We start from the raw sequence: 20,566 nt of genomic DNA, 5'->3' as shown, positions 1-20,566 counted from the left end.
ACAGTTAGAGATATCCACATCAGATCTCCGCACGTAGAGTGCTTAATAGAGGGGGATTGCACAGCACAAAGAGAAAGACCATTCTTGCCACGAAGGCTTAGGATGGTCTTTTCTTAATGACTATCGATAGATAGAGAATTGTCTTTTACAGGAGGGGCTTGTCATATCAGTATCGAGTCGGCTATAATCGGCAGGATTTGCATCAAACTGCTCAAGTACTTTAAACTAAAGACGAGTGTTAAAAATATTGCTAATTGAAGAAAATATGGAATTCAGTCAGGAAGGAACCCAAATGATGATCCAACTTCCAATAAATCAAATCAAGCAATTTAAAAATGAAATAACCCGATTCATGATGATGTATAAATTCGCGTTGGATGAAATGGAAACAAGAATTGAGATTCTGGTGGAGGAATTCCAATTTCTCCATGAATACAATCCCATAGAGCACACCAAGTCTCGCTTAAAGTCTCCGGAAAGTATTCTGAACAAGCTTTATAGAAAGGGAGGGGACATTTCGTTCCCCAGCATTAGAAACCATATTAAGGATATAGCTGGATTACGAATTACTTGTTCGTTTATCTCGGATATTTACGTGATCAGCGAGCTGCTAAAGAATCAGAGCGACCTTAATGTCCTGGAAGAAAAGGACTATATTAAGAATCCAAAGCCAAATGGTTATCAAAGCCTTCATTTGCTGATCGAGGTGCCGGTCTTTATGTCTGACCGACAAGAACGAGTATGCATGGAGGTTCAGATTCGAACGATTGCGATGGATTTCTGGGCAAGCCTAGAGCATAAAATTTATTACAAGTACAACCTTAGCAAGCAAACCGTACCCGCAAGGCTTCTAGAAGAATTAAAAGAAGCTGCGAATGCTGCGTCTGCTTTGGACAAGCAAATGGAACGCCTTCATAAGGAAATAGAGGAGATCAAAGAAGAACAAGCGGAGATGTCCGATGAAGCCTTGAATCGAATCATTATTAATAATCAACAGTTTGCGCTCCCGAAGGGGCTGTTGGAGCTCATAGATAATGGAAACAACAAGTTGGACAAATAAAAGTACTCGTATCCTCCAAACAAGAGGCCTATTAGTGCATATGCCTGATTGGAATGATCCTGATCTGGATTTTGTCAATTATTCTGGGGATGGTGTGATTGGGGATCCAACCTATGCCTCGGCCCAATTAGGCCAGAAGCTCTGGGAAAGCAGCTATTGAGCAAATTGTCCAAAAGTATCGTTTATTAGCGGTATTAAGTGAACTCAAGCCTTTTCATAAGGAGTAACAGCAAGGGCGCCGTGATCGGCGCTCTTCGTTTTTTCCATAGTAGGCGCGATAAAGATAGCATCAACCTAATAACTTGAATGAAAGCGCTTATAGTACCTATTGTTTTTAAACGTATAATGGTTAATGTGAACTTTTCAGAATGTGTAAGGCGTACGAGTGTACGAATAAGAATGTGCTAGAAAATATATAGGAGAAGGAGGCTGGCTTACACTTTACCGTTGATCAAGCTTACCTAATTGGTAGGGACTTAACCTTAATCGAAAACAGTTTAAATTTTGAATAGGAGTGTGAATGTGTAATGAAGTGGTTATCTTCACTATTATCTGTGGTTCTTGTTGCCGTATCTTTAAGCCCTGCTGCTCTTGCTGAAAATACAGACGTTCCTGCCAAACAGGCTTCGATGGTTAAGAAATCAGAGGATTTCAAGGATTTGAAGAGTCTCCCGCAAGAGGAGAAGGACAAGTTCGATGCATTGCTTCGAGATAGCGTTTTTGATGGAGTCTCCGATACTACATTTGGTGTGGACGACAAAATGAACCGCGCCCAGTTTGCCAAGGTTGCAGCTATTATTTTTTCATTACCTATCAATAAGGCACTCACGAAAAGCTCGTTTACGGATGTGCGCTCGGATGATCCGGCTAACGGCTATGCGCTTCCTTTTATCGAGGCTTTAAAAGCAGCTGGACTCACCAACGGTGTCGACGAGGAAGGCAAGCAGTACAATCCTTCTGGTACCGTAACCAGACAGGAATTGGCGGCTTTCTTGATTCGCGGACTCAAGTGGAAGGAGGCTGGAGTTAAGCCGAGTGCTGACAGCACTGTGGATGACTGGGCAAAGGGCTACATCACGCTTGCTCTTGAGAACAAGCTCATGACCCAAGTGGCTGTAGGAAGCTTCGGCGGTAAAGTCGCATCGACCCGCAAAACTCTGGCATTGGCTAGCTTTGAAGCCAGACGAGCCGTTCAGACGGCGGCAACTCCAGTGACTGGCGGTGCAGCAACAGCTGCGAGTACGACGCTACCTGCGGGTATTACCGTATTGCCTACAAGTATCCAGCTGGATATGGACAAAACCTCAACCCTGAGCGTAGGAGATAAATACTATGACGCTGACGGGAGAATATCTACAGTGTGGCAGCCGCCGGTTATTGCGTTAAAGGTGGGCGGGCCTAATAACTATGAATTTAGCATCAGCCAGATCGAAACCTTATACAGCAATGGTTACATTGACGTATCGGCTACGGGAGGCATTGTACTGGATAACCCAGCCATCGGACAAAGCTCGGTTGGACTGGGCAAAATTGTAATAAAAGAAGTAACGGCTGAAGGAGAGGCTTCAATTAGTGCCAAGCTTACTCATGTCAATGATGTGGCTGTAACCCATACGACTCAAGTAAAAGCGATGCGCGTTCCTGCAAGTGTTGAAGTCAATTCCAAGGAAATGGTTGTACTGGCTGAGAACGACCAACCGCAAAGTTTCATATTTAATGTGAAGGATCAGTATGGGAAGTTATTTTATGCGGCTTCTGCCTTGGACAGTACTCCATATATGATTAATTACAAGCTGGAGAGGATTTCCGGCCAGCCTAGCCTGCAAAGCGCGGGAGGGGTATTTAGTACACCTTGGGATGAGCAAATGTCAGATCCTACCGACGCCGCGGACCCAACTAAACATGTGCAAACCTGGCTGCTACCTATCGAGGAAGGCGGGGATATGAATAAATTTTTGTTCAAGACCAATCATATGCCAGTAGGACCTGAAGGCTCCGAATATAAAATCACCGCAACGGTGGTTAATAAAACTACGGATCAAGAGATCGCTTCGGCAGCAAGTAATTTAAAGGTTTATAACTGGAAAGACTTGGATCCGAAGATGACTTATGAGGTAGATGTGAACGGAACGCATTTTGCAGCAGGTAAATATCTGTTTGATAAGAAGCTGTTGAGCAGCGATAACGATATCGACACAATGAATACCAAATATTCGTATTACGGAAAAGAAGTTAATATCATAGCTACGGATGACAAAAACCGAAGAATTGATATTACTAAGGTGTTAAAGGATGAGGCTAATAAGCCTATTTCCATCATTCAAAGTATCACACCCAATAAAAAGGATACGGTTGTTAGTGCTCCTGGTGTGAATGTAGCCGATATTCCCGTCTATAAAATGTATGGTGTCCAACCAACGGAGTTATTCGATATAGACGTAGCCTTCTATACACCAGGCGGGGTCAAAAAATTACCGAAACGACAATTATCCGTAGAGTATGCCGAACCGTCCACGAAAGCGGTAGCCTTAAAAAACATTGCGCTTAGCTTTAATTTAAATACGGTGTATGAGATTCGTAAGATGGACGGTACGATTGAAAAAATCAAAGGCTCCGATTATCTCGCAAGCAAACCGTACGTGTGGGACTTTCTAAGATTCGGCGATAATAATGGCCAGGATCTAAAGGATGAAAGCCAGTTCTTTAGATATTTTATCCAGTCGACGGATCAATTCGGGTACAAATATCAGAATACCAGCGATAGTAAAGTGAAGGACTTCTCAAACAATCTAGATTTGTTGAAAATAAAAGTGATCGTTGATACAGAGGACAAAAATCCTCCTAAATGGAGTGTGAAGGACGAGACTCTGAAGGATAAGATCTGGATAGATGATCAGTTCCGGATTCATTATGAGCCTCATGCCAAGAAGGCCGACGGCTCCTTCGATTACTCGAAGAAAAATTTACAAAGCTTCAGTATCGAGCTAGTGTCGCCTACCCTTCAACGCTCATGGTGCAACGTTACGCTTAATTACTAATTTTTAATGAGAGAAGGAGCCCTTCCATCTAAATCGGTGGTGAGCTCCTTTTTTATATGTTTGGGGTTGGGTAAGCGAAAGAACCACTTAGTTAGCAAACAGCTCCTTACATAATAGTTGAGCGGAACCGAGAGTTCCTTTATTCAATTTGCGGCCTCCGATGTAAGGTGATAGCGGAAGTTATAATTCCTTTATATGGGTAAAATGGGGGATATATGCGAAAAAACAGAGAAATAAAGGAACTAGCACTTCCGTTACTTCTCTGTTTTTGGTGCTTCACAGGATATAAAGGTACAAGTACTTCCGCTTGTCACAAAGGAAGCAACAGTAGAACAATGAGGCCATGGGTGTGGGGGGAGGGGTGATAGTGTTCTCCCTGGTCGTCACCTCCGGTGACTGCTCGAGAATGCAGCCTACCTTTGGAAATCATGTTCCAACCGTTGCCAAGCCATAAATTCAAAGGAAGATGACTTCAACAGCGGCTGGAATCCTACATCTATGCCATCAAAACGCACAAACGTAGATTGTAGACCAAGGACGCTGCATGGCGTTCTTCTTAAATGATTGGTTTTTCTTATAGACTTAACAATAGCAGGAAGGTGAGGAATCGGGTGGCTGCTGTCGATCGCTTGAGGCCGGTTCTTTGTGTGCCTTTTCGAATGCTTTGATCGCTTGAACCCCATGACTTAGAATGGCCCCCGCTCGCGTGGAGGCGGCAACAAGTAAGGCTTCGACAATTTCCTCCATGGTCCCCCCGAGCTCTTTATATTTGCCGACATGCACATCAATACAATAAGGGCAACCGGTAATATGGGCGGTTACGATAGCAATCAGCTCTTTTGTTTTGACAGGCAATATGGAGGATGAAGAGGAATGATACACCTCTTGCTCGAAGGCAAAAAATGCCGCCGAAGCATGTGGAGCAAGCTTTACGAGCTCAGAAATTCGTTGAAGATCAGTTTTATCGTAATAAGGACTCATAGGGGTTCCCTCCTGGAAAATGAATGTTGCGTTCACTTTTGATTATAGAGGGCGGGGCTGTGGGTTACCGTGACTTAGTTACAATAGATATAATTTGTTCCAGCAATGGAGCATTAATAAGCTCAATTCTGCCTCTGCCTAATCGCAATACGCCTCTTCTTTCCAAATCCTTCAAGGTACGGCTTACAACCTCACGTGCGGTTCCCAATTCAGAAGACAGCTGCTCATGAGTAATGGCGAGATGCTTGGATCTGTCAGATGATCTTTGTAATAGAAAATCAGCAAGCCGGTGATGGATGCTTTTGAATGCAATATCATCGAGCAGCTGGGTGACATCTATCACCTTCCGGGTAATTTGTTTGAAAATAAATTGTTTTAGCGGCTTATGCTGCTGCTGATCCAACCATTGCTTGAATAGGGGGACGGGCACCACAAGAAGCTCCGTAGCCGATTCCACATCTGCGGATGCTTCGTATTCCGTTTCTCCCAAGATACTGCAAATCATCAACGAGCAGCACTCTCCACCCTGAATGCGATAGAGCGTAACCTCTCTGCCCATTGGATTCGTTTTATAAATTCGGACGCTGCCTTGCAGGATAAAGAGGGCATGCTGGAGCAGGTGGCCTTCTATTATAGAATGTTTAGTAGACGAATCTACAGTAACAATATCCGAAGCTTGCCAGTCATGTGCAGAAAGAGACGAGAAGCAGGGGAATAAGGAAATGATCTGCTGGATGCGAGTGTTGTGCATAGCGGCCTCCTTGGCTTTTGAGACGTTGCTTGTATACATTCTCCTTTGATGAGGTATATCCTGTTTGGGGCCTCCCAACTGAGAATGTTTTTCATTGACAATAGATGGATTAGGGATATAAAATCTAATTGTGATAATAATTATCATTTTCATTACAAGTATATGGATTGAAAATTCGATTAAACGATAATGGACTCATACATAGCATGCTATTATAGGGGGATTTGTTGATGACCGGCTTATTTACCAAAAAGTTGGATGTCGCCTACGACGACACATTGATTGTTAAAGATTTGAATTTATCCATTCCCATCGGCAAAATAACCGCTCTTGTCGGTTCCAATGGCTCCGGAAAATCAACCATTCTTAAATCCATGGCACGGATCATTAAGCCAAAAGGCGGACAGGTATTCCTAGACGGCAAATCGATTCATCAACAGACGACCAAAGAGGTGGCTAAGCAGTTAGCTATTTTGCCGCAAAATCCTACGGCACCGGATGGTTTGACGGTGAGTGAGCTTGTTTCCTACGGGCGGTTTCCGCATCAGAAGGGCTTCGGATCTCTTAGCAAGGAGGATAGAGAGGTTATCCAATGGGCAATTGAAGTTACGGGGATGACTGATTTCAATGATCGTCCGGTTGATCAGCTTTCCGGTGGACAGCGTCAACGTGCCTGGATTGCCATGGCTCTGGCTCAGAAGACCGATATCCTGTTTCTCGATGAGCCTACCACCTTTCTGGATATGGCCCATCAGCTTGAGGTGTTGAAACTGCTTCAGAAATTGAATGCTGAAGAAGGGCGCACTATCATCATGGTAGTCCATGATTTGAATCATGCAAGTCGTTACGCCCAGCATATGGTCGCCATACAGAAAGGTCAAGTAGTGAGTGAAGGAGCGCCTGAGCAGGTTATGACACAGGAGGTGCTTCGTAGGGTATTCAGTATTGAAGCAGATATTTACCCCGATCCGCGCACTGGCGTTCCGCTATGCTTGCCGTATGAGCTGGCTGGCGCCATTCCTGATGTTAATCCAAAGAAATCCATTTCGGAAGAGCTTCGGATTGAGCAGCATCTAACCTCTGCAAAGGCTTGAAAATGATGGAGCTTAAGAGAAAAAATCCAATATCCCCTACTAATATTTCATTTCTAAGCTTTGTATTTGTTATGGCTGTGGTTGGATTGTTGATTTCCATGTTTATCGCGATATCGTTCGGAGCGAAAGAGATGACGCTTGAGACGGTATGGACGGCAATCTTTCATTATAATCCGGCACTCACAACCCATCAGATTATTCATGAATTGCGGCTTCCGAGGGTGATTGGAGCGGCTGTAATAGGAGCAGCCTTTGCGGTTTCGGGTGCATTGATGCAGGGAGTAACGCGCAATCCATTGGCTGATGCAGGGATATTGGGAATTAATGCGGGCGCTATGTTTATCGTGGCGCTTAGTTTCGCGTTCCTGCCCAATCTGCCTTATTCCGCATTAATGCTGCTTTCGTTTGCTGGGGCGGTGCTCAGTACCTTATTTATTTTCTTGCTCGGATCGAGCTCTGCAGGTGGATTAACGCCTTTGCGGCTAACGATAGCAGGTGCTGTAGTAGCTGCGCTATTGCATTCACTCAGCTCTGGGGTTGCGATTTATTATGATTTGAGCCAGGATTTGGCGTTTTGGTACGCTGGTGGTGTTTCCGGTGTCAAATGGTCCCATTTGGAGCTGCTGGTGCCAATCCTATTGGTTACGATCATATGGACGATGGTGCTGGGGCGATCCATTTCCTTAATTTCATTGGACGACGAGGTGGCAGCCAATCTTGGTGTCCATACCAAGCGGATACGGATTCTTGGAATGACCGCTGCATTGATTCTGGCTGGAGTATCCGTATCAGCAGTCGGTTCGATTGGTTTTGTAGGCCTCGTCATTCCACATATCTCGCGCAAGCTGGTGGGTGTGGATTATCGATTCATTATTCCGGTATCAGCTTTATTAGGTGCAGTGCTGCTGGTTTTGGCCGATTTGGGAGCGCGTATGGTAAATCCGCCGCGGGAGCTTGCGATTGGTGTGATGGTTGCTCTTGTCGGTGTTCCTTTCTTTCTTTATCTGGCTCATAAAGAAAGGAGGAGCCTGTAGATGAACCATCCCGCGCATGTCAGAGGGAAAAGAGCGGTTAAAGTAGGCGGCATTCTGCTGCTTATCTGCTTCAGCGTTATTATAATCAGCTTGAATACGGGCACCATTCGGATTCCCCCGACGGAGGTACTGCAAACCTTGTTCGGTTATGGCAGCACGGACAATACGATAGTTTTATTCGACTATCGACTGCCTCGTATTGTAATTACGATGTTAGCTGGAATTGGCTTGGGTGTTTCCGGAGCGATTCTACAAGGATTATCCCGCAATGCATTGGCGGACCCGGGCATTCTCGGGATTCATGCAGGGGCTTCGTTTGGGCTTATTGTGTTTGTAACCTACTTTCAGTCCATGACAGGTTCGGCTGCTCTGCTAATTCCGATGTTTACTTTTGCAGGGGGCGTGGTGACAGCTTGTCTGATTGTTTGGTTAGCCAACGACCGTCATAAGGGGCTGCTTCCTGTTCGATTAATTTTAATCGGAATTGCTGTTGCCGCTGGCTTTAGTGCAATTACGCTGTTCTTATCTTTACGGCTTGACGAAAAAACGTACGCCTTTACCTCAAGATGGCTGGTCGGGAATGTGTGGGGGAGGGATTGGGTCCATGTTTATGCATTGTTCCCGTGGATTGCGATTTTCGTTCCTTATGCCTTTTTTCAATCCAAAGCATTAAATGCGTTCACGCTTGGCGACGAATTGGCGATTGGTATTGGGACTTCTGTACGCAGACGGAGGCTGCAATTATTGGCTGCTGCTGTAGCGTTATCATGCGCGAGTGTATCGATGGCTGGAGGAGTCGGCTTCATTGGCTTGGTTGCCCCACATCTTGCGCGCCGTCTTGTTGGGCCGATGCATCAGCATTTTCTGCCGATCTCAGGTCTCATAGGCCTGGTTATACTAGTGGTTGCCGATACGATAGGCCGATCTATATTTCAACCCAACGCGATCCCAGCCGGTATCGTTGTCGCTGCAGTTGGCGCACCTTATTTTCTTTATTTACTGCGCAAAACCAAATAAAAACTAATGTAAGGGGCTCCTTATGAAAAAAAACTTATTAATCTGCATGGCCATGATGTCTATTCTTATTGTATCGGCATGTGGCGAGAAGGCGCAACCAGCGGCATCACCTCAGCAGAGCACAGCCTCTCAGCCAGCAGCGACTACTCAGACAAACACAGCTGCCCAGCCTACTGGTTCAAGCGGTGACAAAGCAGTAGCCAAGGAACCAAGAATCGCTTCGGTATCCATCCATTTGACGAATGACCTGCTTGCCCTTGGGATTGCCCCTGTTGGCTCGGTTATTGGCGGTGATTTAAAAGCATTCCTGCCTCATGTGGCTGATCGATTGAAAAACACCAAGCCGCTTGGAGTAGTAACGGATCCCGATATGGAGACGCTGCTGTCACTAAAGCCTGAGGTGATTTACCTCGACCAGCAGTACGCTGGAAAAGATATTGCCAAATATGAAAAAATTGCAAAAACGGAAGTATTTAACCTGGATGACGGGACATGGCGGGACCAAGTGAAGAAAATCGGAAAGCTTGTTAGTCGCGAACAACAGGCGGATGATTTCGTCAAAGCTTATCAAGCTCAGACAGAACGCGTAAAAGCGCTCGTTAACAATAAAATTGGTAATGGAACCGTAATGGCCGTACGTGTTACAGCCAAGGAGCTGCGCGTCTTTAGTACAAGACGTCCAATGGGACCTTTCCTATATGAAGACTTGGGCTTAAAACCAGCTAAAGGTGTCGATAAAATAAGTAAAGATAAAGCTTTTGAAGTGATCTCCCAAGAAGTGCTTCCTGATTATGATGCAGATGCTATCTTTATTGTTCTAAATAAAGAGGATGGAGCGCAGAAGCTGTACCAGCAATTACAAACAAGCCCGATCTGGCAAGGCTTAAAAGCGGTAAAAGCCAATCATATCTATGTTGTTCCTGAACAGCCATGGCTCGATTACTCCGCAATGGGCGCCAAAATGGCGATGGATGATGCGGAAAAAATATTCACGAAATAAGCAGCGCTGCAAATGCAATGGGGCTGTCCGAAGAGGTAGTTCGGAATGAGCCAGTCCCCAAGTACAAATAAACAAGCTTCCAAAACCACTGTCAAAGTGGGATGGAAGCTTGTTTATTTGTGGTTTCAATGCGCTAGGTGTGATGAGAGAACCCCCGAAAAGTGACTTTTTGGGGAAGTTCACTTTCGAGCTTTGTTATTCTTTGCGTACAGACAGATCCTTGCTCCCCTTGGTCATTGGGGATTTGCACAGCGGACATGCTCGGGTTGAAGGTCCCCTGTCATCTGATGACGTGATTCTCTGCCAGGCTTTGCAGCTGCCAGTCGTACACACCCAAGCCTCAATAACTCCAGTGGGGGTGTCCCTTGTATGAACAATGGGCCCTCCTATTGTGGGTTTCCGAATGGCAGTTGTCCGACTGGTAGAGCTCGGGCTGCTAGCTGCTGTATTAGGTTTAGGAAAGGCAGATAAGAGGAAGCGTGATGGATCTGCCTTTTTGCCGCGGTAGTAGGCCGGAGAACTGATGATCAATTCTTCCTTGGCACGCGTAATGGCTACATAAGCAAGTCGGCGTTCCTCCTCCAAGGCAGCAGCAGCTTTGTCGCGGCTGTTCTCTTTGGGAAACACATCCTTCATCTGCTTAACATCCAAGGCAGAGCTATGTGGCATATTCCCTTCGGAGGCTCCGATCAAATAGACGACTGGAAATTCCAACCCCTTCGACTTATGGATAGTCATCAAAGAGACCTTGTTGTCTGTTGAATCCTCCCTCTGTAATTTCATCTCCCGGCGCTTCTCTGCAACCTCTTGGACAAAGTGAAGAAACAACTCCAACGTATCGAATCTTTTGGCTGAGGACTCCAGCTCGTCCAAGGCTTCTTTAATTAATTCCTTATGCTGTGTTAATTTGCTCTGCTTGTTAGTTTCAAGAAAAGCATCATAAAAGTCGCGGCGGATTAGTTGAATGGCGTCCAAAGGCTTCAAGGGTGCGGACGATTTAATCAGTTTTAGGCGTTCTTTGACCTTGTCCTTTTGAAAATCCTTGAGATGAGGCAGCTGAAGCAGATGAATCAAGGGCCATTTCTTCGCTTGGATGGCTTCTTGATCATGAATGATCTTCATACCGAGCTCACGGTTGATATAGAGCGTACCAAGTATGCCCTCCATGGCGTCGAAATTTCGCCGGTTCCATGCTAAGTGAAGATGATCGATAATCGGCTTGATCATCCACTGCTCGTAGAAGGATTCTTTATCCCCGAAATCGACAAAGGGAATGTTCTGAAGTATAAGCTGCTCGATGATGGCCCGACTGTTGCTGGCGGAGCGGTACAAGATGGCAGCATCCCCATAGCATCGTAGGCTCTCGTTCATGTTAAGCTGAAGGTGGCGAGTGATCCATTCCGCTTCTTCATCACTGTTTGTAGGTCTTATATATTGAGGTGACGCTTCGCTTTGTTTCGTGGCGCGAAGCGTCTTTTTCTTACGCTGCTGGTTATGTTTGATAATTGCATTACCAAGACCGACAATACTTGGGGCTGAGCGGTAATTAATGTCGAGAGTGACCATTTTGGCAGTTGGATAACTTTGATCAAATTGCAGGATAAATTCATGGCGCGCCCCGTTAAAGGAATAGATCGTTTGATCATCGTCGCCAACAATCATCAAATTTTGGTGTGCAGAGCAAAGCATACGAATGATTTCATATTGAACGAGGTTCGTATCTTGAAACTCATCGACGCTGATATAAGTAAATCTTTGTTGGAGAGAACGCAGCGCAGCAGGCTTTTGCTTAAGTAAGTAATAGCAGTTTAACAGAATATCATCAAAATCGATTTGATGATTGGTTGTTTTCCACTCCTCGTAACGGAGAAAAATTTGCTTCAGTTCCTTCTCTTCTGCGGTGCTTTCAGGAAGCTCGGAGATATCAGTCATTTGCATTTTGTGGGATGACAGTAGAGACAGCAGGACCTCTGGTTGATACGTATCCTGCAGCCCCATATCAAGTAGAATTCGTTTAACCGAGATTTGCTGATAGCGAGTGTTGGTTATAATGTCCTGATCGAAGCTGTGGGTGCGAATGATTTGTAAGCAAAAGGAATGAAAGGTTCGCGCCTGAATAGTAGCTGCAATCTGTTTGTTTAGACCAGGCATTAACGAAATACGCTCTCGCATCTCTTCAGCCGCTTTTTTGGAAAAGGTAACGAGCAGCAGTCTTCGGGGATCAACCTGGTGAACGGTCACCAAATAAGCTGCCCTGCATACCAGGACAGTTGTTTTCCCTGAACCTGCTCCTGCTAAAGTCAGTAGTGGCCCATCGAAGTGACGAACAGCTTCAATCTGCGGGGCGTTTAGTAAAATTCCCTGTTCTTCGAGATCACGAAAAAAGGAAGCGTCGTTATCATTATCGGTCACTATATCTATACTGGTTGTAATATGTGCCATGGAGGCATGTGGAATAGTCCGACTGCCAGCTCCAAGAGGAACATTGTGGGATTTCAATTCGTTCAAAAAGGATCACCTGTTTCATTATTCATTACGATAAAAAAGCCAGTGTTTATTTTACCATAGTTCAGACTGCTTTGCGGGAGATAGGGGGGGTACTATTCATTTCCACTTTATTTAAAATTAATTGGGAGAACTTCTCCGTGGTGATTACAAAAAAAAGCAGGATTTCACGAGGAAATCCTGCTTGATTAATGGCACAACATCAAAAGCGGTGCCTGACTCTCTCATGATCGCGATCATCAGCCTGCACAAAACACAAAATCCTGCAAACATGCAGTTTTTTCTGCTGAAAGTTACTGTTGAGAGGAAAAAGCTGCGTAAATACAGCAATTTTCATGTGAAAGGCTCCGATTTCAGCTAAGAATGAAAAGAGCTGCACATTTGCATGAATTTACGAAAACTACCGATAAAACTTCCAAAAGGCTGTATAGATGCAGGTTTTGGAAGTAGGCAATGGCTTCAAATAATGTCTTGTATGCTGCCATTGCCGTTATTGTTCGTAAAGTCTTCAAGCGCTGAGTTGGGTATGGACTGAAATCGAATGATTTCGTCTAGCGCTGACCTCGGTATTCAGCCTGATTTATTAATGAGCACCTTGTATGGCTGGTGTAACTACTCGTGGTTGAATCAACTGGAGTAGTTGAAGCACATCATCTTTAGTGAAGCCTGGCTTGCCGTCCATATCCTTCTTCAAAAGGATGCTCTGTAGTACGTAGCTAATGTCGATCACCGCGTATTCATGAGCTGTAACTATTGTAATAACACTATCGAGCATTCCGGGCTTAGCTGCAAAAGCTTGGAGCTTCTGATTGGCAGCAAGCTTCGGTTTGTTAGCTGGATCGTAGATCAGACTGCCCGAGGTTGGTGGCGTGTTGTTCAGGGTGTAGTAGATGATTACGTCGGACCCTGCGGTTGCGGTGGTCAAGGTGATCTCGGCTTCTCCGTTGGGCAGTCGAGTTTCAGTTGGTTGAACAGTTGCTACTCGATTTGCTTCAAATACACCATAAACTGAGAAATGAGTTACGAATGCAACGGCTTTCCCGTCCGGGGTAATAACGGTTGGTTGGTACTCCCACTTGTTGGTGGACTTGTTGAAATAAAACACTCCAGATCTATTTTTATCCGAACCTGCTTTTATAGGGAATTCAAGCCTAACAGGATTATTCGGATCGATAATCACACCTGTTAAGGTGAAATCCAGAATGTCCCCGGCAGGGGTAAGAATCTCTCTGTCGTAGAGTTGGTCGGATAAAGTAACGGTAAGTTTGGCATCCGGTCCCAGCGTAGCATTCGACAAATCAACAGTGACTCCATTGCTAAACGTAACGGTTGGACTGCCGGAATTCACGGGTTTGGGTTGTCCCAACGGTGTTACACTAATGGCTTTGATAAGATAAAACTCTTCATTGGAGCCGTTAGCAGACCTGACTTTAAACTTAAGCTCAGTAGTATCGTTGCGAAGCATCGGTACATATAGCTCATAGCCAGCTCCCTTACGACCATAAGTGACTCCAGTTACATTGCCTGATACATATTCTAATTGTGCTGAAGAAACGTTCGGTTGAATATAGAAATAAACGGATTGTGTCACAGAGCTCATAGTAAAGCTGAAAGTATTACCTGACCTCGATGCCGGAGTGCTTCCATACGTAACGCTCGAAACGGTTGCATCGTTACTGGTATCAGTTGCACGATTAATTTTGATGGTATAAGTTCTAGTTGTAAGGTCTGGTGCCTTCACTGGCACAGTGACGGTGTTCAAGCCATCGATTAACGAAGTGATCTCAATGATACCGTTGGAGTACACGGCTCCAGTTACGGTTCCAATGGAAGCATCCGATGATACGGCTGCATATAACCTCAACGTGTCTACGGAGTGAGGCAGGTTAATAGTGAACTCATCCGTATTGGTTGGACTTATCGTATAGGGCTCGTCAACCGAAAGTATTAGTTCCACTGCATTAGAAAGATCGGCTCGGTTAACATCAATATGATACGTAAACACCGTAGTTCCATCTTCAGCAGTAACGGTAATCTCGAACGTGTTGACACCCACGATCAGGGCTTTAGGCACCAGCTTGCCACTAAAGGTAATCTCTCCGTCGACTCGTAGTGTTGACTTGCTATCGGCTAACGATGCGACGATATCTAAGCTGTTGGTCGAGTAAGGGACGTTGACCATAAAGGTTTGCAAAGCTTTATTAGCTACCAGCGTCTGGCTAGCGCCACCAAGGGTCAAGCTGCTTAAATTAGCATTGCTGGATAAGCGAATAATGCTGATGGAATAATCGGTGTCTGTCCCGTCTTCTGCGGTAATTTTTATTTGAAGCGTATTAATTCCGGCTAGAAGATCAGGTACAGAGATGATACCACTATTATATACCGCACCTGTCACAGATCCGCCAATGATACTAATTGTAGAGCCGGCATGAACTGTTGGTGTAAGGGAAAAAGCAGCTACTTCATGAGCAACCTTGATTTGAATCGAGCTTGGTCCTGTATATTCCACGACACCTGTACTTGGCACAATTAATAAGGAAGTATCGCTAGAGCCCAACCCTCTAATAATGGTTATCTTATGTTCAGATAACGTCTTATCCTGTGCATATACAGGCACCTGAACCTCGTAGCTTCCTGGATTCGGTAATGATACAACCCAACCATCCGTGTCATATACAGCACCTGTTACATTTCCAATATGAGCCAATGGAGAAATTGCCCATGTTAATTTAATGGAACTAGCTGAATAAGGGACTTCAACCTGATAGTCGCCTGCGACAGATGTTATGACGCCATGGCTGCTTGTTACGTTTGTTAATTCTTTTACATTAGACAGCATAGCCAATTGATATGGATCATTCAAAGAGCCTGTTCCGCTAATTACACCGATGGATGGGTTTAAGTGAATGACCGGTCTAACTGCATAGTAGGATTGAGGATCATCGTCAACAATACTACCCTCGTAGCCAGCTATAAGGATCTTTTGTTCAGAAGCCTTCGGTGTGAGTAACCACCATTCAGATGGCGGATTTTGCCACTCTTGATGGTGTAATGTACTATCCCCTCCATATTCGGGATAATCCGATAGGGCTTTATATTGTTGACTGTTCAATAGGCCGACCTTTGCTTCTACTGTATCACTAGCATTATCTTGGACAACCCAAGTATGGGTATTAATCCAGTCTTTCTGGGAAGATAAGCTGTTATAAAAATCTACATTTAAGTAGTTCGCCAATGATCCCGCCTTGCTAGGGATGTATTTGATGGTATCGGGGCCTTCGCTTTCGATGGACCAGGGCTTATTGTGGATGTTATACACATCATTCATACCCAACAAAAGTCCGTTTGAGCTAGGCTCCCACAGGAGCCACTTTTTACCTCCGAGCTCTACGTAAGACCCTTTATTAATTTGATTTAGGAAGCCGCTAATGTATTGGCTGCGGTACTGTGCAATAGCTTCATTAAGGCCGGATTGGGCTGCCAGCATCTGGGCTGGTGTGGCGCTAGGGTTCAGCAGCATAGCTTTAGCTGAATCGGTGTGTAATTGCAGTGCGGCTTTTGAGCCGGCAGGATAATTCCCGCTACCTGTCCCTTCTACTGTATGTGCGAGCAAATCTTCTGCTTGCGATATCGTATAGCCAAGGTCTTTGGGATACGCCGCAACCTGCACGTCATCGATATACCAGCCTGGTGATGTATGGCTGGAGTACCAGTCGAAAAGAAAGCGGATTTTTAAATTGGAAACAAGATAGGATGAATCTAAGTCAACTTGCATAGGCTGCCACACGGAGTCCAGAATGGGTACAGATGCTGGATCGTTGATTTCATTTCTTGTGTGTAAAAATATCGTTTGCCATTGCTCTCCGCCGTCCTTGCTTGCTTCCACCATTATTGAACCGCAGCAGGATTGGATACCTACCCACTGCATCCAATTGACGGAAAGCTTCCATGCATCGGTTCCGGTTGCAGTAATGGCAGGGGAGACGAGATAGCTGTGCTCTCTGAGATTGAAATTTCCAGCTAGATTCGTTGCCCACAGCTTGTTGCCTGATGCCGCTTGATTTGGTCCGGAGCTAGGAATTCCATGTGCCCAACTTGAGCTGGACGAGCCCTCTGAACCCTCTGAACCCTCGTTGTCCATTTCGAGCGTGCCTGTTGTGAAACCTCCATCGTTCATTTCGAAATCATTATTGAATATCAGATAGGGTTGCTTTAGTTTCGCCTTGAACTGAGCGATAGCTTGTTGTATAGCTGCGGTAGCATCATCCACTTGCTTTTGGTATTGCAATGATTTAGCTGCTTCTGTTTCCGCGCTGATTAAAGCCGTGTTCAACGCAGTCTTAGCTCCTGCTTCATAGTAACCTACGGAGTTGCCCTCCTGGCTATTGGCTAATAGATGTTGGGCTTGCCAAACTTCGTTCGTTAATGAGCTCATGTCCAACGAGCTGATCAAGATATCGTCCAGAAAGACACCAGTCTCTGTAACAGAGGAATCACTATAAAATTTAAATAGGACCTTGAAGTTAGAAACAGCATAGGAAGAGTCTAGTATAATTTTCTTTTGAACCCAGCGTGCATCACCGCCTGATTCGTTGAAAACTTCACTCCAAACCGGATCAGGATCACTGTTCTTAGAAACAAACACCTTTAAACCGTCATAGCCCTTTTCGGTCTGAATCCATTGCCACCATGATAAAGATAACGGCACGGTGTTACCAGCACTGCTTAAATTAATGACAGGAGATATCAAATCGCTGTCTTGGTTATCGGTGTAGGGATGGCTCAAGCTCGTTCCCCATACCTTATTTCCGGAATGTGCCGAGTTCGGGCCTATTGTTGGTGTCCCGCATTCCCAGCTTACGGAAGCTTGGCTTCGATTAAAGTCACATGGAGTGCTTTCAAAGCTGTTGTTATATAGGAGCGCCGGCAAATATTTGTAAGTGTGAAAGTCATGTACCGCTTGTTTTAAAGCTGCAACAGCCGCATCTACTGCTTCCATCCCCGGGTTGCTGTCACGAATCGCAATGGCAATAGAAATGGCTTGCTGCAGCTGCGCCTTGGAACCATTTGCGTATAGACCGGATTCGGTTCCCTCTACGGAAGATTGATGAAGAGCTTGCGCATCTGAAATGGATTGGTTGAAGCTCGTTGAAAACCGCTCAATTTTTGCATCATCGATCATCATAGCTGCGGGAACGAGATTGGCAGTAGTCGTCTGAATTTTGATTTTGAAATTTTTAACGGCATAAGAAGCATCCAACTTAATGGATCGCTGGGTCCATGCTCCTCCTTGGACAAATGCGATAGGGATTAGATCCCAGACTTGTCCACCATCTTTACTGACATAAATAGAGTTTGTATATTCGAGCTCAGGAGAATTGAACTGCCACCAGCTAATTCGAAAGCTTTGGGCATTACTTGATGTCAGATCTATGGATGAACTCATAAGCGTATCGGTGTGATATCCTGATATACTGCCTGCGAGATTGAGAGCCCATACTTTCGAGCCGGAATGTGCGTGAAGATCACCGAAAGTCAACGGGGTATGCTCCCAAAGTCCATTGGAGGTGAAGCCTCCATTGTTTGCTTCAAAATCAAGCAGAGCAACGGGAAACGGCGGTACTTCCTTCGCTGCAAAAATGGATATCGCAGCTTGCAGAGCAGCCGCAGAGGAATCCAGCTCCTCCTTCGATAATGCAGCGTTGTCTCTGGCCGTAATGGCTGTTAGGATGGCCGATTGCAGTACGGCAATCGAACCCGGCTCGTATTGTCCTTGCGCAGCGCCCTCGACAGAAGTATTGCGCAATTCTTCCGCAGTACCTAACAAAGCTAATATCGGTCCGCGATTAGGCGTTAATTTGCTCATAAAGTCTATGTTCGCTAGAAGGAGCGCATCATGCGCATTATTGATATCGGATTGGGACGATAACGGGTTATCCCTTATGCTCCGCGCTGCTTGAATAGCCGTTAGTAAAGCAGACCTGGCTCCGGTTCTGTACTGCCCGGTTGAAGTGCCTTCTGTTGTAGTGTCGTACAGCTGCTGAACGGATATTAGCAGTGCGTTTATCGTGACACGATCTGCCACCTTCTTCGTTAAAAAATCAGCTATGGCCATATTAAGGGCAGCCGCAGCTGTATCCAGCTCTGATTGCAATGAGTTGCCGTTGTTCTTAACGGCCATTGCGCTTTGGAGCGCGACATTTAATGCGGTAAGTGCCCCAGGAAAGTATTGGCCCTGTTCTATTCCTTCGGTGGAGTTGTGATAATAATCGCTTGCTTCCGTTATAGCTTGCTCCAATTGGTTAGAATCAGGCGAAGCACGGTTGATTTGCACGGTATAGGATGTCGTAGAATCATCAGATCCGGTTACCCCAACAGATATCAAATTCGATCCGTAATTAATCGGTACTGTGGCCGTTAATTGATCGGTGGTACCGCTCGTCCCGCCGATTACGATTCCTTTTGCGTTGGAAAAGTACGTCAATGCAGACAGGTTGACTTCTGTCGTATTGGATCCGACATTTAATGTATAATCACGCACATAATGGTTGAATGCAGGCTCCAAAGTCCCTTCCGTTATCGTCAACGATTTCAGCTCAGAAGGGAGTGGAAATAAAGGTTGGGTAAAATCATAATAATAGGATTTCCCAGCAGCGCCTAAGCCAAGCTGTCCATGAGTATTATCTCCCTTGCCCCAGAGCTTGCCTTCAGCAGTGAGGGCGAGGGTTTGTTGATGACCTGCAGCTATAGCAATGACTTCTCCCATGGCAAGAGGTAAATTGGTCCTCTCAGACGGTACACCCCCGTCACCCTCGAAGTACTCCAACTCAGGATCGTCATCCAAGGTATCCAAAATAATCATCTGTTTGCCGCCTGCAGCTATGGCTGATGGCGCATTGAAGAAAGCGTAGCCTAGTCCATAGTAATGATCAACGGGCCGTGGAAAGGGTGAATGATTTTCCGTAAACAAGGGGATTCCTTCGGCGAGTCTATCATAGCCAATACCGAGCTCATATTGGCCATTTTCACCCCAAGACCAAATTTTAGTAAAGCCTCCTGTTGCTGAATAGGCAATGTTATGGTAGGAACCAGCAGCAATTTTATCTACTATTCTACTTTCAAAAGTTCCTCTAATAGCGGCTGCGTATATGCTGTTTATGTCTAGTGAAACATTGGTCCCCAACTGTCCGCGATTGTTGCGGCCCCAGGAATAAACAACTCCTTCCTTCAACGCTAAGCCGTGCTGTCCGCCAAAGGATAATTCCGTGACACCACTAAGATTCGTTTCGGAATTGATTTGGACAGGGACTGCATAATGTTGAGCTCCCGCCGTGTTTTGGTTACCTAACTGTCCATACTGGTTTTCGCCCCAAATCCGTATTTCCCCAGAAGCTGGGTTCAAAACGCCTGCGAAATCAAATCCGGCTGACAGCTTACCGTTAGGTACAATGAGGGGGGATGCTATATCCGTTTTAACTGGGTTGAAGCTTGCTCGGCTTCCTGTAGCTCCGTCTCCTAATTGACCTAAGTTATTACTGCCTGTTGCATACACGTTGCCTTCTGAATCAATGGCAACAGTAAAGGCAGTACCGGTATCGGGGTTCCCCCCTGCGGCAATCGAAGCTATGTTCGAGGGCAGTCCTTCAACTTGCCGGGGTGTTTTCTGGTCCAAGCCTGAGGTTTCGTATCCGAGCTGTCCATGATCGTTCGCTCCCCACGTCCATACTGTGCCGTCGGATTTCACGGCTGCCGTATGGGAATAGCTTGCGGATACGGCTTTGAAGCCTGAGTTGCTTCCGCTGGTCCCATAAGCGAGGGCTACTCCGCCTGGCAGCAGCATGAGCGTGGATAATAAGAACCAAATGCATAGAGATAATTGCACTAATCGATGGGTCGGGCTCTCGCCAGGCAGATAGGGCTTAAGGCTATCCGCCATTCTCTTTATTAACATGTATATACTCCTCTTTAAATAGGATTTTAGTACCATTAACTCTAATTATATAACAAATTCTGCTGTTGTTCTGTTAAATTTTTCAACAAATACAACTAATTTGTAAGTGATTTTGATGAAATTAGTTGTTTTTTT

General features: G+C 45.4%; 11 protein-coding genes. 7 read left to right on the top strand and 4 right to left on the bottom strand.

The window, feature by feature from the left end:
* Positions 1–295 precede the first annotated feature (295 nt).
* On the top strand, positions 296–1,060 hold the full coding sequence (locus GC093_RS10945) for a GTP pyrophosphokinase (protein WP_376768642.1): 765 nt from the start codon (positions 296–298) through the stop codon (positions 1,058–1,060).
* A 527-nt stretch (positions 1,061–1,587) separates the two neighbouring features.
* The gene (locus GC093_RS10935) at positions 1,588–4,098 is read left to right on the top strand and encodes an S-layer homology domain-containing protein (protein ID WP_171651894.1); all 2,511 of its coding nucleotides are present in this window, start codon (positions 1,588–1,590) and stop codon (positions 4,096–4,098) included.
* A 582-nt stretch (positions 4,099–4,680) separates the two neighbouring features.
* Here GC093_RS10935 and GC093_RS10930 read toward each other — a convergent pair.
* Together GC093_RS10930 and GC093_RS10925 are read right to left on the bottom strand one after the other, a co-directional pair.
* Complete coding sequence (locus GC093_RS10930) at positions 4,681–5,079, bottom strand: carboxymuconolactone decarboxylase family protein (RefSeq protein WP_171651893.1); 399 nt, start codon at positions 5,077–5,079, stop codon at positions 4,681–4,683.
* Between the two features lie 64 nt (positions 5,080–5,143).
* Positions 5,144–5,830, bottom strand: a complete 687-nt coding sequence (locus tag GC093_RS10925) for a Crp/Fnr family transcriptional regulator (RefSeq protein WP_171651892.1) — start codon at positions 5,828–5,830, stop codon at positions 5,144–5,146.
* A 230-nt stretch (positions 5,831–6,060) separates the two neighbouring features.
* Between GC093_RS10925 and GC093_RS10920 the strand changes: the two genes are divergently transcribed.
* The 4 genes from GC093_RS10920 to GC093_RS10905 all read left to right on the top strand — a co-directional run bounded on the left by GC093_RS10920 (position 6,061) and on the right by GC093_RS10905 (position 9,975).
* Entirely contained in the window at positions 6,061–6,924 is an 864-nt protein-coding gene (locus GC093_RS10920) for an ABC transporter ATP-binding protein (protein WP_171651891.1), read from the top strand.
* A 71-nt stretch (positions 6,925–6,995) separates the two neighbouring features.
* Positions 6,996–7,958, top strand: coding sequence for a FecCD family ABC transporter permease (locus GC093_RS10915; protein ID WP_246314043.1), 963 nt, complete (start codon positions 6,996–6,998; stop codon positions 7,956–7,958).
* Positions 7,959–8,975: a FecCD family ABC transporter permease gene (locus GC093_RS10910; RefSeq protein ID WP_171651889.1), complete on the top strand. Its 1,017-nt coding sequence runs from the start codon at positions 7,959–7,961 to the stop codon at positions 8,973–8,975.
* Positions 8,976–8,997: 22 nt separating this feature from the next.
* Positions 8,998–9,975, top strand: a complete 978-nt coding sequence (locus tag GC093_RS10905) for an ABC transporter substrate-binding protein (RefSeq protein WP_171651888.1) — start codon at positions 8,998–9,000, stop codon at positions 9,973–9,975.
* Positions 9,976–10,170: 195 nt separating this feature from the next.
* On the opposite strand, the gene GC093_RS10900 is transcribed toward GC093_RS10905, so the two are convergent.
* Complete coding sequence (locus GC093_RS10900; RefSeq protein ID WP_246314031.1) at positions 10,171–12,483, bottom strand: UvrD-helicase domain-containing protein; 2,313 nt, start codon at positions 12,481–12,483, stop codon at positions 10,171–10,173.
* A gap of 181 nt (positions 12,484–12,664) precedes the next feature.
* Here GC093_RS10900 and GC093_RS10895 point away from each other — a divergent pair, with 181 nt between their 5' ends.
* Complete coding sequence (locus tag GC093_RS10895) at positions 12,665–12,841, top strand: hypothetical protein (protein WP_171651887.1); 177 nt, start codon at positions 12,665–12,667, stop codon at positions 12,839–12,841.
* A 222-nt stretch (positions 12,842–13,063) separates the two neighbouring features.
* Here GC093_RS10895 and GC093_RS10890 read toward each other — a convergent pair whose 3' ends face one another.
* Positions 13,064–20,431, bottom strand: coding sequence for an RCC1 domain-containing protein (locus GC093_RS10890; RefSeq protein ID WP_171651886.1), 7,368 nt, complete (start codon positions 20,429–20,431; stop codon positions 13,064–13,066).
* Positions 20,432–20,566 lie beyond the last annotated feature (135 nt).

Origin of the sequence: Paenibacillus foliorum, from assembly GCF_013141765.1 — a bacterium.
In the GTDB taxonomy this organism is placed as follows: domain Bacteria; phylum Bacillota; class Bacilli; order Paenibacillales; family NBRC-103111; genus Paenibacillus_S; species Paenibacillus_S foliorum.
This window is presented reverse-complemented; position numbering and strand designations above follow the sequence as displayed.

Coding starts and splice junctions, on each gene's coding strand:
- GC093_RS10925 (WP_171651892.1), bottom strand. CDS start 5,830: ATGCACAACACTCGCATCCAGCAGATCATTTCCTTATTCCCCTGCTTC.
- GC093_RS10890 (WP_171651886.1), bottom strand. CDS start 20,431: ATGTTAATAAAGAGAATGGCGGATAGCCTTAAGCCCTATCTGCCTGGC.
- GC093_RS10935 (WP_171651894.1), top strand. CDS start 1,588: ATGAAGTGGTTATCTTCACTATTATCTGTGGTTCTTGTTGCCGTATCT.
- GC093_RS10915 (WP_246314043.1), top strand. CDS start 6,996: ATGGCTGTGGTTGGATTGTTGATTTCCATGTTTATCGCGATATCGTTC.
- GC093_RS10930 (WP_171651893.1), bottom strand. CDS start 5,079: ATGAGTCCTTATTACGATAAAACTGATCTTCAACGAATTTCTGAGCTC.
- GC093_RS10905 (WP_171651888.1), top strand. CDS start 8,998: ATGAAAAAAAACTTATTAATCTGCATGGCCATGATGTCTATTCTTATT.
- GC093_RS10945 (WP_376768642.1), top strand. CDS start 296: ATGATCCAACTTCCAATAAATCAAATCAAGCAATTTAAAAATGAAATA.
- GC093_RS10910 (WP_171651889.1), top strand. CDS start 7,959: ATGAACCATCCCGCGCATGTCAGAGGGAAAAGAGCGGTTAAAGTAGGC.
- GC093_RS10920 (WP_171651891.1), top strand. CDS start 6,061: ATGACCGGCTTATTTACCAAAAAGTTGGATGTCGCCTACGACGACACA.